The following is a 13,726-nucleotide window of genomic DNA, read 5'->3' on the forward strand; positions in this document are numbered from 1 at the left end:
CGAGCGGGTGGCCGAGATCGTCGGCGGCATCGCGGCCGGCTGCGTCCAGGCCGGTTGCGCGCTGCTCGGCGGCGAGACCGCCGAGCACCCCGGCGTGATGGCCGACGGGGACTACGACCTGTCCGCCACCGGTGTCGGCGTCGTCGAGGCCGACAGGCTGCTCGGACCCGACCGGGTGCGCCCGGGCGACGTGGTCATCGCCATGGGCTCGTCGGGCCTGCACTCCAACGGATACTCGCTGGCGCGCAAGGTCCTTCTCGACATCGGCAAGATGAGCCTGACGGCACACGTCGACGAGTTCAGCCGCACCCTCGGCGAGGAACTGCTCGAGCCGACCCGGATCTACGCGAAGGACTGCCTCGCGCTGGCCGCCGAGACCGAGGTCCGTACCTTCTGCCACGTCACCGGCGGGGGACTCGCGGGGAACCTGGCCCGCGTGATGCCGAAGGGACTCGTCGCCGAACTCGACCGCACCACGTGGAGCCCGGCTCCGGTGTTCGGGCTCATCGCCCAGCGCGGCCGCGTCGAGCGGGCCGAGATGGAGAAGACCTTCAACATGGGCGTCGGCATGGTCGCGATCGTCGCGCCCGAGGACGTCGACCGGGCCCTCGCGGTGCTCACCGCGCGGCACATCGACTGCTGGACCCTGGGCACCGTGCGCAAGTCGCAGGACCAGGACGACGTGCGGGCCGTGCTGGTGGGCGACCACCCGCGGTTCTGACCCGGCGCCGGCCCGAGTCCGGCATCCGGGAACGCCCCACCCCGGAACCTCTCCATACCCGAAACACGCAGCGCCCGGGCCGTTCAGGACGGCCCGGGCGCTGCGCGTCGTGGTGATGAAGAAGTTTTCGGGATCGCCTCACCGCCCGACCGGGTCCGCAGAGCTGTGCGGGATCCGGGCGGAGGGGAGGGGTGCCCAGCGGGAGGGGGGAGTCGGTGGTCCGACTCCCCCCTCCCGTGCGTGAGGCTCGGGTCAGCGACGCCAGTCGTCGTCGTAGTCGTCGTCCCAGGCGGAACGACCGTCCGGGCCGGAACGCTGGTCCGCGAAGACCTCGTCCCGGTGCGAGTTGGGTGTACCGCCAGACAATTCCCGCTGGAGGCTCTCGAAGTCGGTGGCCGGTGAGCTGTACTTGAGCTCCCGTGCAACCTTGGTCTGCTTTGCCTTAGCCCGGCCGCGGCCCATGGCTAACCCCCTCGCGCCTTGACGGGGCGGCCTGGGGAATTTGGCGGCCCCGGTTAATTGAGTATTTTCCTGGCCACCACTCTAGCGTGCAAAAGTCGGTTCCGCCTCCACACACCTGGTTGCGGCAGTGTCCGATTGGTCTCACCCACAGGCGACCTGGGCAAATGCGGTGCCGGTGGCGCTCAGAGCACCCCGGGGATCGCCCGCACCGTGCCGACCCGGATGCCGCCGCCGAGCACCGGCTGCGAGGCGAGCTCCGCGTGGTCCTCGGACCATGTCACGCCGAGGTGGTGCAGCAGGGCGGCCGTGAGGGGGAGCCGGGCCCGCTCGTGGCCGTCGTCGATCTTGAGGGCGAACGCGGTGCCGTCCGGCAGGGCGCCCGCGTGCACGCCGTCCGCGCCGGCCTTGCACAGCAGCCCCGGCACCGCGGGTATCAGCCGGGCGTCGTCCTTGCCGCTGCCCGAGACGAGGCGCGGATGACGCCGGATCGCGTCGGCGACGGCCCGTTCCGGCGTCCCGGGCGCGGCCGTCGCCAGCCGCGAATAGGCGCGGGCGAGGTTGAACAGCGGTAGCGGCACGATCGGCAGTCCGCACCCGTCGATTCCGAGATCGGTGTCCTCCACGTCCCCGGCGAGCTCGAGGATCGTCTCGAGCACGGCCTGCTGCAGCGGATGGGCGGAGTCGAGGTAGCCCGGCTCGTCCTGCTCGGCGCGGACGGGCCAGCCGTTCGCGGCGCACGTCGCGAGCATCGCCGCGTGCTTGCCGGAGCAGTTCATGTACACCGTCCGCCGTGGGCGGCCGGCCGCGACGATCGTCGCGCGGGCCGGTTCGTTGCCCGGCAGGTCCGGCGGGCACTGCAGGTCGTCCTCGGTGAACCCGTGCCCGGCGAGCAGCGCGTGCACGAGCCGGACGTGATCCTCCTCGCCCTCGTGGGAGGCCGTCGCGATGGCCAGTTCCTCCGTCGAGCTGGGCACGAATCCGTGGCGCAGCAGGGCCACCGCCTGCAGCGGCTTGTTCGACGAACGCGGGTAGACGGGCGTGTGGATCTCTCCGAGGGCGATCCGCACCTCACCGTCCGGCCCGACCACGACGAGCGAGCCGCGGTGCACGCATTCGCGGAATCCGGACCGCACCACTTCCACGAGTTCGACGCTCAATACTCCACCTGCACCTCTCGTCCGGCGACTCGTCTGCGAGCCTTGTCGGCGACACTAGGGGACAAGTCGGCCTGCCGTTCGAGCATCACCGCGATCCGCGCCGGGTCCCGGCCGGTGAACAGCTCCCGCACGGTCACCCCGTGCTCGGGCACGTGCACGACGGTGATCCCGTCGCCCGCCTCGACCGGGCCCTCGACGATCACCTTCAGGTACGCGCCGGTGTCGCCGCGGGCCGCGAACCGCTTCACCCAGCCCGGTTCCTGCGCCCACACCCCGAACGTGCCGCACGGGGTGCGCGGTCCGGTGACCTCGAGGAGCAGGCCGGCGGAGCCGATCCGCCAGCGCTCGCCGATCACGGCATCCGACGTGGCGATCCCGCTCACGCGCAGGTTCTCGCCGAACCAACCCGCGGGCAGTTCGCGGCCGAGCTCGTCGGCCCAGCGGCGCACCTCGTCCTCGGCGTACGCGTAGACGGCCTTGTGGCGGCCGCCGTGGTGGGCGGTGTCGCACTGCCGGTCGCCGTGCAGGCCGAGCTGCCGGACCGGCACGGGCCCGGGCACGGGCCGCTTGTCGATGGCGGTGTACGGAACGCGGCGGGTGCCGCTGTGGCGGACGGCGTGCACCACGCAGACCGCCTCGACCCGGCCGGTCGGGACGTACGGGTGGCTCACCGCCCGCGGAGCCGTTCCACGGCGAGCCGGCCGGCCTGCACGGCGGCGTCGTCGGGCACCGAGTCCGGATCGATCGCCGCGGCGCAGGGTCCGGCGACGAGCGCCGTACCGACGGGAACGTTCCGCTTGACGAGGGCCAGCGCGACGGGACCGAGCTCGAAGTGGTCGACGACGGTGCCCACCCGGCCGACGGCGCGACCGTCGGCGGTCACCGGGTCGCCGGGTTCGGGCCGGCCCTCGGCGGAACCGTCGAGGTGCAGCAGGACGAGGTGCCGGGGCGGCTTGCCGAGGTTGTGCACCCGCGCGACGGTCTCCTGCCCCCGGTAGCAGCCCTTGTCGAGATGGACGGCGCCGCGCTCGGCCGGGCCGCCGATCCAGCGGGCCTCGTGCGGGATGGTGCGCTCGTCGGTGTCGAGGCCGATGCGCGGGCGCAGCGAGACGACCCGCAGCGCCTCGAACGCCCAGGTGCCCGCCGGGCGGGCACCGGCGTCGACGAGGGCGGTGAACACGTCGGCGAGCCGTTCCCGGGGTACGAGAAGGTCCCAGGCGTCGTCGGTGGGCCAGGGCATGCGCCGGACGAGCCCGCCCCCGGGCAGCGCGGCCGCGGCGTAGACGTCGGCGGGCAGGGCGTCGATGCCCAGCGCGGCCAGGACGGCGGCATCGCCGGCGTGCGGACCGAGCAGGGTGAGCACGGCCAGTTCGTTGCCGTCCCGCGGCTCGGCCTTGGACCAGAACACCATCTTGGTGAGGAACGCGAGCAGGTCCGGTCCACGCTGCGGCTCGGTGTCGATCCAGGTGACGCCGTCGAGATCGGTCTGCACGAAGTGGTGCTCGACGCGGCCCTGCGCATCGAGGCTGAGGTTCTCCGCCGAGGTGCCGTCGCGCAGCTGCGCGACGTGCTGGCTCGAGATGGTGTGCAGCCAGCTCAGGCGCTCCTCGCCGGGAACGGCGACGACGAACCGGGTCGAGCGGTCGACGACGGCCACGCCGGTGAGGGCGGCGCGCTGTTCACCGAACGGGTCGCCGTAGTGCCACGGCAGTCCCGCGTCGGGGGTGCCGGCCGGCGCAGGGACGGCGCCGGGGCGGGCAAGGAGTGGGCTGTCGGTCACGGAGGGAGTGTCGGCCACGACACCAGTCTAGGAGCGCGGGTCTGTACCGGGAGGAATGGATAGGGTGTGCGCATGGCTGAGCGGGTGCTGGTGACGCTGGACGGCGAGGTTCGGGACGCGGATGTGCCGCTGCTGCACGCGGACGACATCGGGGTGCTGCGCGGCGACGGGGTGTTCGAGACGCTCCTCGTGCGTGGCGGGCGGGCACGCACCGTCGAACAGCACCTGAGCCGGCTCGTGTCGTCCGCCGCGGCGGCGGGACTGCCGGCCCCCGAGCGCGACGACTGGCGGCTGGCGATCGAGGTCGCGATCGAGCAGTGGGACGCGGAGCGGGAGGGGGCGTTGCGCCTGGTGTACACCCGCGGCCGGGAGGGCGGGAGTGAACCGACCGCGTTCCTGTTGCTGACGCCGGTGGCCGAACGGGTGTACAAGGCCCGCAAGGACGGGGTGTCCGTGGTGACGCTCGAGCGCGGATACTCGGTGGATCTCGCGTCGAAGGCGCCGTGGCAGCTGCTCGGGGCCAAGACCCTGTCCTACGCGACGAACATGGCGGCGCTGCGGCACGCCGAGTCGCTCGGCGCCGACGATGTGATCTACATCAGCAGCGAGGGGTACGTGTTGGAGGGGCCACGTTCGTCGGTCCTCATTGCGCGCGGCCGCACGCTCATCACTCCGCCGCCGGAGCAGGGGATCCTGCCCGGCACCACGCAGCAGGCGCTGTTCGACGTCGCGGGCGACCACAATTTCGTGGTGCGGTACGAGCCGGTCCGTCCTGCGGATCTTGTTGTGGCGGAAGGTGTTTGGCTCGTCTCGAGCGTCGCTCTGGCGGCGCGGGTGCACACCCTCGACGGGCACGCCCTGTCCCGCCGTGCCCTGGTCGGTGAGGTAGAGGCGTTGGTGGACGCCGCGGTCGAGTGAGCGCCGCCGCGGCCCGGCCGGGGGCGTGCCGCTCGCGCGATCGGAAGCATGTGTCGGTCGACACCGTCGACGCTTCTGTCCACTTCTACTACTGTTAGTAGTAACAAGGTCTCCGGCGCGTGCGGCGGATGGTCCCTTGTGCACAGAGTCCGAGGCCCCGAGCCCGCGCCCCGGATTCGGAACCTGTCCCTGGGCGTCACCTCGGAGTAGCCATGGATGTGTTGGACCTGTCCCGGTGGCAGTTCGGCATCACCACCGTCTATCACTTCATCCTCGTCCCGCTGACCATCGGTCTCGCCCCGCTCATCGCGATCATGCAGACCATGTGGGTGGTCACGAAGAAGGACCACTGGTACCGCCTGACGAAGTTCTTCGGCAAGCTCTTCCTCATCAACTTCGCTCTCGGCGTGGCCACCGGCATCGTCCAGGAGTTCCAGTTCGGCATGAACTGGAGCGAATACTCCCGCTTCGTCGGGGACGTCTTCGGCGCCCCGCTGGCGCTCGAGGGCCTGGTGGCGTTCTTCCTCGAGTCGACCTTCCTGGGCCTGTGGATCTTCGGATGGGGCCGGCTGCCGAAACTGCTCCACCTGGCGACGATCTGGCTGGTCGCGATCGGCGTGAACGCCTCCGCGTACTTCATCATCTCTGCCAACTCGTTCATGCAGCACCCCGTCGGTGCGACGTACAACCCCGAGACCGGGCGTGCGGAGCTGACGAGCATCTGGGAACTGCTGACCAACAACACCGCGCTCGCGGCGTTCCCCCACACCGTCGCCGGGGCGTTCCTCACCGCCGGCACCTTCGTCGCGGGCATCGCCGGCTGGTGGATGGTGCGCAACATGCGGCGCGCCGCGCAGGCCGAGCCGGTCGAGGCCGACCGGCTCGAGGGTGAGGCCCGCGGGATGTTCCGCCCCGCCGCCCGCCTCGGCATGCTGGTCATGATCGTCTCCGGTGTCGCGCTCTTCGTCAGTGGCGACATCCAGGCGAAGCTCATGTTCGAACAGCAGCCGATGAAGATGGCGTCGGCGGAGTCGTTGTGCCACACCGAGACGGACCCCAAGTTCTCGGTCCTGACGATCGGCACGCACAACAACTGCGACGGTGTCATCCACGTCCTCGAGGTGCCGTTCGTGCTGCCGTACCTCGCGCAGGGCGAGTTCACCGGCGTCACCCTGCAGGGCGTCGAAGACCTGCAGGACCAGTACGAGGAGCAGTTCGGCCCCGGCAACTACCGGCCCAACCTGTTCGTCACCTACTGGTCGTTCCGCGCCATGATCGGCCTGGCCGCCGGCTCGGCCGCGCTGGCCCTGGCCGGGCTGTGGGTCACCCGCCGCGGCCGCGTCCCCGACCAGAAGTGGTTCGGCTGGTTGAGCATCCTCGCCATCCCCACGCCGTTCCTGGCCAACAGCGCCGGCTGGATCTTCACGGAGATGGGACGCCAGCCGTGGGTCGTGCACCCCAACCCGACGGGCGTGGACATGATCCGGCTCACCGTCGACCAGGGCGTGTCGAACAGCTCGTCCGGCGCCGTGATCGCCTCGCTGGTGGCCTTCACCGTCGTCTACGGCGCGCTCGGCGTCGTGTGGTTCTGGCTGATCCGCCGCTACACCATCGAGGGCCCGTTGCCGCACGACGCCCACCCGCCGGGTGAGCACGACGACGAACCCGACGACACCGGCCGGCCCAAGCAGCTGTCCTTCGCGTACTAGGAGATCGGTCATGGGACTTCAAGAGGTCTGGTTCGTCCTGATCGCGGTGCTGTTCACCGGGTACTTCGTGCTCGAGGGTTTCGACTTCGGTGTCGGCATGCTGATGCCGGTGCTCGGCCGGGGCCGCACCGAGACGGCCGACACCCGCCGCCGGGTGTTGCTCAACACCATCGGACCGGTGTGGGACGGCAACGAGGTGTGGCTGCTCACCGCGGGCGGCGCGATGTTCGCCGCGTTCCCCGAGTGGTACGCGACCCTGTTCTCCGGGTTCTACCTGCCGCTGCTGCTGATCCTGCTCGGCCTCATCGTCCGGGTCGTGGCGATCGAGTACCGCGGCAAGATCGACGACCCCACCTGGCGGCGGCGCTGCGACTGGGGCATCGTCTTCGGCTCCTGGGTGCCGGCCGTGCTGTGGGGCGTGGCGTTCGCGAACATCGTCCGCGGCGTCGCCATCGACGAGAACAAGCAGTACATCGGTGGCTTCTTCGACCTGCTGAACCCGTACGCGCTGCTCGGCGGCGCGACCACCGCACTGGTGTTCGCGCTGCACGGCGCGGTCTTCATCGCCCTGAAGTCCGCCGACGAGGTGCGCGAGGACGCCGTGAAACTCGCCGCCCGGCTCGCCGTTCCGGCGGTCGTCGTGGCCGGTGTCTTCGTGGTGTGGACGCAACTCGCCTACGGCAAGACCTGGACGTGGCTCGTCGTCGGCGCCGCGGCGGCCGCGCTGCTCGCCGTCGTCGCCCTCACCCGCGCGGAGCGCGAGGGCTGGGCGTTCGTGTTCACCACCGTCGCGATCGTCGGCACCGTCGTCCTGTTGTTCGGCTCGCTGTTCCCGAACGTCATGCCGTCCACGCTCGGCGACACCCTGTCGCTGACGATCGAGAACGCGTCGTCGAGCCCGTACACGCTGAAGGTCATGACGTGGGCCGCGGTGATCGTCACCCCGGTGGTCCTGATCTACCAGGGGTGGACGTACTGGGTGTTCCGCCAGCGCATCTCCACCAAGCACATCCCGAAGTCCATCGGCCTGTCGCTCGGGACGAAATGACCGCGCCCGCCGACGCCCCGGTGCGTCCGTTCGGCTCCGCCCCCGGAGCGTCGGACGCGCCGCGGCGTCGCGGGCCGATCGACCCACGGTTGTGGCGTTACTCCGCCACCGCCCGCGGCTATCTGGCGCTCGCCGTCGTCACGGCCTCGATCAACGTCGCGATGATCGTCGTGTCCGCACTCGCGATCGGTGCGGTCCTCGCCGGGGTGCTCACCACCGGCTCCACCGACCTCGGCGCATGGCGGACCGAACTGCTGACGCTGGCCGCGGCCGTCACCGTCCGGACCCTCGTCACGTGGGTGCAGTCCCGGTTCGCGCACCGCTCGGCGAGCCGGGTCGTCGCCGAACTCGAGCACGAGGTGCTCGCGGCGGCGACCCGGTTGCCGCCGCGCGAACTCGAACCACGCCGCGACGAGATCGCCACCGTCCTCACCCGCGGGCTCGGCGGGCTCTCCGAGTACCTCACCGGGTACGTGCCGGCCCTGCTGCTCGCCGTCACGCTCACCCCGATCACCGTGGTGGTCATCGCCTTCCAGGACCTCACCTCGGCGATCATCGTCGTCGTGACGCTGCCGCTCATCCCGGCGTTCATGATCCTCATCGGGCTGCTGACCAAGGGCAAGGCCGACCGCACGCTGCGCACCATGACGACGCTGTCGGCCCAGCTGCTCGACCTGATCGCCGGTCTGCCCACGCTGCGCGCGCTCGGCCGCGAGCAGGGGCCGGCGCAGAAGGTGCGCGAACTCGGCGACGACCACCGCCGCACGACCATGTCGGCGCTGCGCGTGGCCTTCCTGTCCGGCACCGTGCTCGAATGGCTCGCCACCCTGTCCGTCGCGCTGATCGCGGTGAGCATCGGCCTGCGCCTCGTCTACGGCGACATGGCCCTCGAGGCGGGCATCGTCGCGCTGATCCTCGCCCCCGAGGCGTATCTGCCGCTGCGCACGGTGGGCGCGAAGTTCCACGCTGCCGAGGACGGCAAGGCCGCCGCCGAGCGCGCCTTCACGATCCTCGACCGTGCCCCCGCGACCACCGCGGTGTCGGAGAGCGCCGAATTCGATGCCACCGCAGCCGAACTGACGTTGACCGGCCTCAGCGTCGCGAGCCGCGACGGCTACGCCCCGTTCCGGCTCGACGCCGTGTGCCGGCCGGGCGCCGTGACCGTGCTGACCGGAGCGAACGGCTCGGGCAAGTCGACGGCGCTGCTCGCCGTCCTCGGCCTCGCCGCGCCGGTGGAGGGCCGCGTCGAGGTCGGTGGCCGTCCCGTGGTGGCCGACGACGCGTGGTGGGGGCAGGTGGCGTGGCTGCCCCAGCGGCCCGTGCTGCTCCCCGGTACGCTGGCCGACAACCTGCGCCTCACCGGCGTGGACCTCACCACCGCCGGGATCGACGACATCTGTGCGGCAACGGGATTCGACGAGGTGCTCGAGGAGCTCCCGGACGGCTGGGACACCGTCGTCGGCGCCGGCGGCAGCGGGCTGTCGCTCGGGCAGCGGCAACGGCTCGCCCTCGTCCGCACCCTCGCCGCGGACCGGCCCGTGCTGCTGCTGGACGAGCCGACCGCCCACCTCGACGACGCGACGGAAACCACGGTCCTGGCGACGGTGCGGGACCTGGCCCGTCGCGGACGCACCGTGGTGATCGTCGCGCACCGCCCGAGCATCCTGGCGATCGCCGACACCGTCGTCCGGGTCTGCTCCCACAGCGACGCGACCTCCGGCACGGGGGAGCGGTGATGAACGATCTGCGTCGCGCGATGGCGCTGCTCGAACTGCGCCCCGGCCGGGTCGCCGCCGCCGTCGCCGCCGGCGTCGCCACCCTGGGCAGCGCCCTGGCGCTGGCGGGCCTGTCGGCCTGGCTGATCATCCGTGCGTGGCAGATGCCGCCGGTGCTGGACCTGACGGTCGCCGTCGTCGCGGTGCGGGCCCTGGGCATCTCCCGCGGCCTGTTCCGCTATCTCGAGCGGCTCGCCGGCCACGACACCGCGCTGCGCGGCACCACCGCCGCTCGCACCCGGCTCTACCGGCGCCTCGCCGACGGCGACCCGGTCGCCTCCGCCGGCCTGCGCCGCGGGGACCTGCTCGCCCGCACCGGCGCCGACGTCGACGCCCTCGGGGACGTGGTGGTCCGGGCGCTGGTGCCCATCGCCGTCGCCGCGGTCCTCGCCCTCGCCGCCGTCGGCTGGCTCGCCCTGATCTCCCCGGCCGCGGCGGCGGTCCTCGCCGTCGCGCTGCTCGTCACCGGCGTCGCGGCCCCGTGGCTGTCCGCCCGCGCCGCGGCCCGCGCCGAGGCCGACAGCGCCGCCGCCCGCGTCCGGTTCTCCCGCGACGCGGTCACCGCGCTCGACCACGCCGCCGAGCTGCGGGTCGCGGGCCTGCTCCCGCAGGCCGTCGGCCGGGCGCACCGCGCGGGCGTGGACGCGGTGCGGGCCACCGACCGCGCGGCCGTCCCCGCCGCGTACGCGGAGGCCGCCACCCCCCTCGCGGTCGGGGCGAGCGTCCTGGGGTCGCTGCTCGTCGGCATCGCGGTCTTCGCCGAGGGCGGGATGAGCCCGATGTCCCTCGGGATCCTCGTGTTGCTGCCCCTGTCCGCGTTCGAAGCCGGCGCGGCGCTGCCCGGCGCGGCCGTCACCCTCACCCGCGCCCGGATCGCGGCGCGCCGCGTCGTCGACCTGCTCGACCGCGCCGACCGGCCGGTGCCGCACGGCACCCGGCCCGTCGCGGAACCGTGCCACCTGCGTGCCGTCGATCTGCGCAGCGGCTGGCCCGGCGGACGGGACGCCGGGCCCCTCACGCTCGACCTGCCACCCGGCGCGCGCGTCGCCCTCGTCGGGAGCAGCGGCAGCGGCAAGACCAGCACACTGATGACCCTCGCGGGGTTGCTCGAGCCCGTCGCCGGGACGGTCACCCTCGGCGGCGTGCCGCTCGCCGAGCTCGAACCGGCTGCCCTGCGGCAGAAGGCCGGATTCTTCGCCGAGGACGCCCACCTGTTCGAGACGTCCGTGCTGGAGAACTTGCGGGTGGCCCGCGGCGACCTCACCGAGGCCGAGGCGCTGGACGTGCTCGGCGACGTCGGGCTGGGGGAGTGGGTGGCCGGGCTTCCCGACGGACTGCACAGCACCCTGGCCGGCGGTGCGCGGGCTGTCTCCGGGGGCCAGCGGCGCCGGTTGCTGCTCGCGCGGGCCCTCGTGTCCCCCGCACGGGTGCTGCTGCTCGACGAGCCGACCGAGCATCTCGACGCCGTCGACGGTGCGCAGTTGCAGCGGCTGCTGCTGGACCGGGACGCCGGATTCGTCGCGCCCGAGCGCACCGTCGTCGTCGTCACGCACCAACTGCCCGGCGACACCGCGGCCGACCTCGTCGTTCGCCTGGGGAAAAACTCGTTGCCCGCGGTCTGAGCGGGGCGTACTTTCGGGCGTACACGAGAAAGGAGGTGGTCTGAATTGAAGTATCGGACACGTGAGGTGGCTGCGCGCTAGCCGCTGTCATCGACGACGGGATTGTCGACCGCTGCAGCGGCCGGCGAATACCACGCAGTCACCCGGCCCCCGAGCCTCCCGGTCCGTCCGACCGGGAATCGCCGAGACGATCCGTCCCGGCGTAGCGCTCGGGGGCCGTTCGCGTCCGTCGCTCGAGGGCCGTTCGCGTCCGTGGGCGGAGGCCGTGCACGGGCCGCGCGACCACGTCCCTCGGCTCGGGGACCGGCGGAACGGGCCGCGTGCCCGGAGGGCGGTTCCGAAGGAGTGCCGGGCGGTCAGCCGATGTAGCGTGCCAGCCGCGCGGACATGTGCGGCTGCAGTTCCCCGTCCGCGGTGACGCGTTCCTCGACGTAGGCGAGATCGCCGCCCTCGACGATGCCGTACAGGCGCTTGGCGCCGCCGACCACCTCGCCGGACTGGCTTCGGATCACCACGTCGGTCGCCAGCTCCCAGGACGACTGGGTCAGGGCGGTGCCGTAGTACAGCTCGACGACGCCGGAGCTGTGATTGAGGAGCAGCTCGAGGGTTTCCGGATCCTCGCTGCCGGGCGCGCCGGTGCCGGAGACCCGCCAGAATCCGCTCTCCCGCCGGTCCGGGCCGCGGTAACCGCCCTCCTCGTCGAGGCGCCACGAACGGGCCTCCCACACGAGGTAGTTGCCGCCGTCGTGGGTGACCACGATCTGCTGGCCGAAGCGGTAGTCGCCGGTGCGAGGATCGTTGCCCTCGCCCTCGCCGCGCCACACGCCCACCATGGGCAGCAGCGCCAACAGCTCCGGATGCATGTCCGGGCCGAGGCGCAGGTTTGCGGTGTCGTCGGGGACGGGCAGGCCGCTCAGGATCGGGACGTTCTTGTCGGCAGTCGCCTTGGCCCGTTCGAGGGCGTCCGCGACCGCCTTGTCGCCGCTCCCGCGGACGACCTCCCGTTCCTCACCGGACTCGGCACTCACGGCTGATCGGTCACCAGACGGTAGAGGACGTACACCGCGAACCACGTGATGAGCACGGCCGCCAGGACAAGGAGAGCTTCGAAGAAGATGACCACGGCCATATCCTAGACGGCGCCCGGAGAGCGCGAAAACCGACGTCCCCACCGGGCGCGCAGTGCGGCGCGCGGGATAGTACCGTGCAGTGGGCCGTGTGGGCCCTTTCGTCCGGAAAGTCCGACTCGGAGGTCGTGTGCGCCCCATCCGTCTGCTGCTGCCGGTTGTTGCGGCGCTCGCGACCCTGTCCCTGACCGTGCCCGTCGCGGTCGCCGCCCCCGGGACGGGGTCGAGCAGCGGTTCGTCCGGGCCCGCCGTCCACCCCGACAACTACGCCCTGGAGTGCCCCGACCTGCTGATCGTCGCGGTCTCCGGCGCCACCGACTCCGAGGCCGGCCGCGATCCCGTGGTCGAGGAGTCGCGGCAGCTGTGGTCGAACTGGGTGGGCAACGTGACGGTCCCGGCCGGCGAGGCCACCGCGGACCGTCCGGGCTCGATCGGCTGGATGTACGTGCCGTACCCGGCCACCTACGGCCTGGGCCTGTTCGAGGACGTGCCGACCTATCAGGACTCGGTGGCGGCGGGCGTCGCGTCGACCAACCGCATCCTCGACGAACGCAAGAGCGCCTGCGGGGAGCGCACCCGGTTCGCGCTCGTCGGCTACAGCGTCGGCGCCGAGGTGATCGAACGGGTGAGCCGCGAACTCGGGCACCGGCCCGCCGACGCCCACGTCGCACCGGACGACATCGCGGGGGTCGTCCTCGTCGGTGACCCGTACCGGCCGGCGGGGGTCGACTCGATGGGCGAGCCCGGTCCGCCCGGTGGCGGGTTCATGTCCTCGGAACCCGCCGACTACGGGGCGCTGGCCGACCGGGTCGTGTACTCGTGCCGGCGTTACGACGTCGCGTGCGACGCACCCGAGGACATCGCGGTGCTCGAACTGGTCCTCGGCGTGCTCGGACAGATGCGGTTCACGCTGCTGAACCCGTTGCAGACCGTCGGCGACCTGGGCGGTGCGCTGGCGGTGACGGCGGCCCGCGCGGCCGCCCACATCGTCACCCGCGACGACTGGTGGGAGTCCGACGAATCCCTCCTCGACGTGCTGCGCAAGGTCGTCGACACGACGTACCCGGTGGACCCGAGCGCCGATGTGAGCCCCGAACGGATGCGGGAGATTCTCGACTGGGCCTTGGGACCGGGCCGGCCGGTCGTGGTGGAGAAGCTGCGCGCCGAGGGAGCCGGCTTCGCCGACGACAACAGCGGCATCGTCGACCTGTTCCTCGAGCCGTACCTCCTGCTGGGCTTCATCCAGCACATCGGCTACTGGAACACGAACCCGCACGATCCCTGGTACTCGGACAGTGAGCGGATCGTCGACTGGATCGTCGCGCTCGCCGACGCCGAACGGACGGACCGGCAGCCGCAGAACTGACCACGGACGACGGCGGGCCCGTTCCCGGAGGAACGGGCACG

General features: G+C 72.0%; 12 protein-coding genes. 7 read left to right on the top strand and 5 right to left on the bottom strand.

Annotated features, from left to right (window positions below; all coding sequences use genetic code 11):
* On the top strand, nucleotides 1-721 hold a 721-nt coding region (gene purM, locus AIIKEEIJ_RS05540), incomplete at its 5' end, for a phosphoribosylformylglycinamidine cyclo-ligase (protein WP_161995138.1).
* A gap of 252 nt (nucleotides 722-973) precedes the next feature.
* Here the strand turns inward: purM and AIIKEEIJ_RS05545 are convergent.
* The 4 genes from AIIKEEIJ_RS05545 to ygfZ all read right to left on the bottom strand — a co-directional run bounded on the left by AIIKEEIJ_RS05545 (nucleotide 974) and on the right by ygfZ (nucleotide 4,138).
* The gene (locus AIIKEEIJ_RS05545; RefSeq protein ID WP_006930206.1) at nucleotides 974-1,183 is read right to left on the bottom strand and encodes a DUF3073 domain-containing protein; all 210 of its coding nucleotides are present in this window, start codon (nucleotides 1,181-1,183) and stop codon (nucleotides 974-976) included.
* 182 nt (nucleotides 1,184-1,365) lie between these two features.
* Nucleotides 1,366-2,340, bottom strand: coding sequence for an asparaginase (locus tag AIIKEEIJ_RS05550; RefSeq protein WP_161995139.1), 975 nt, complete (start codon nucleotides 2,338-2,340; stop codon nucleotides 1,366-1,368).
* A complete protein-coding gene (locus AIIKEEIJ_RS05555) occupies nucleotides 2,337-3,011 on the bottom strand; it encodes an MOSC domain-containing protein (RefSeq protein ID WP_006930202.1) in 675 nt (224 codons plus the stop codon). The genes AIIKEEIJ_RS05550 and AIIKEEIJ_RS05555 overlap by 4 nt, the downstream gene beginning before the upstream one ends.
* On the bottom strand, nucleotides 3,008-4,138 hold the full coding sequence (gene ygfZ, locus AIIKEEIJ_RS05560; protein ID WP_043801598.1) for a CAF17-like 4Fe-4S cluster assembly/insertion protein YgfZ: 1,131 nt from the start codon (nucleotides 4,136-4,138) through the stop codon (nucleotides 3,008-3,010). The genes AIIKEEIJ_RS05555 and ygfZ overlap by 4 nt, the downstream gene beginning before the upstream one ends.
* Nucleotides 4,139-4,192: 54 nt before the next feature.
* On the opposite strand from ygfZ, the gene AIIKEEIJ_RS05565 reads away from it, so the two are divergent.
* The 5 genes from AIIKEEIJ_RS05565 (at nucleotide 4,193) to cydC (ending at nucleotide 11,192) form a co-directional block, all read left to right on the top strand.
* Nucleotides 4,193-5,038, top strand: a complete 846-nt coding sequence (locus AIIKEEIJ_RS05565; protein WP_029541472.1) for an aminodeoxychorismate lyase — start codon at nucleotides 4,193-4,195, stop codon at nucleotides 5,036-5,038.
* Nucleotides 5,039-5,250: 212 nt separating this feature from the next.
* On the top strand, nucleotides 5,251-6,747 hold the full coding sequence (locus AIIKEEIJ_RS05570) for a cytochrome ubiquinol oxidase subunit I (protein WP_161995140.1): 1,497 nt from the start codon (nucleotides 5,251-5,253) through the stop codon (nucleotides 6,745-6,747).
* A 10-nt stretch (nucleotides 6,748-6,757) separates the two neighbouring features.
* A complete protein-coding gene (gene cydB, locus AIIKEEIJ_RS05575) occupies nucleotides 6,758-7,795 on the top strand; it encodes a cytochrome d ubiquinol oxidase subunit II (RefSeq protein ID WP_006930194.1) in 1,038 nt (345 codons plus the stop codon).
* Nucleotides 7,792-9,531 carry a thiol reductant ABC exporter subunit CydD gene (cydD, locus tag AIIKEEIJ_RS05580; RefSeq protein ID WP_161995141.1) on the top strand — a complete coding sequence of 580 codons (1,740 nt, stop codon included), beginning with the start codon at nucleotides 7,792-7,794 and terminating at the stop codon, nucleotides 9,529-9,531. The genes cydB and cydD overlap by 4 nt, the downstream gene beginning before the upstream one ends.
* Nucleotides 9,531-11,192: a thiol reductant ABC exporter subunit CydC gene (gene cydC / locus AIIKEEIJ_RS05585; protein WP_029541479.1), complete on the top strand. Its 1,662-nt coding sequence runs from the start codon at nucleotides 9,531-9,533 to the stop codon at nucleotides 11,190-11,192. Before cydD ends, cydC begins: the two co-directional genes overlap by 1 nt.
* Nucleotides 11,193-11,548: 356 nt before the next feature.
* On the opposite strand, the gene AIIKEEIJ_RS05590 is transcribed toward cydC, so the two are convergent.
* The gene (locus AIIKEEIJ_RS05590) at nucleotides 11,549-12,220 is read right to left on the bottom strand and encodes an FABP family protein (protein WP_029541483.1); all 672 of its coding nucleotides are present in this window, start codon (nucleotides 12,218-12,220) and stop codon (nucleotides 11,549-11,551) included.
* Nucleotides 12,221-12,449: 229 nt separating this feature from the next.
* On the opposite strand from AIIKEEIJ_RS05590, the gene AIIKEEIJ_RS05595 reads away from it, so the two are divergent.
* Nucleotides 12,450-13,685, top strand: coding sequence for a cutinase family protein (locus tag AIIKEEIJ_RS05595; protein ID WP_161995142.1), 1,236 nt, complete (start codon nucleotides 12,450-12,452; stop codon nucleotides 13,683-13,685).
* The last annotated feature ends 41 nt before the right edge of the window (nucleotides 13,686-13,726 follow it).

Source organism: Rhodococcus sp. YH1 (genome assembly GCF_009939605.1).
GTDB classification, from domain to species: domain Bacteria; phylum Actinomycetota; class Actinomycetes; order Mycobacteriales; family Mycobacteriaceae; genus Rhodococcus; species Rhodococcus aetherivorans.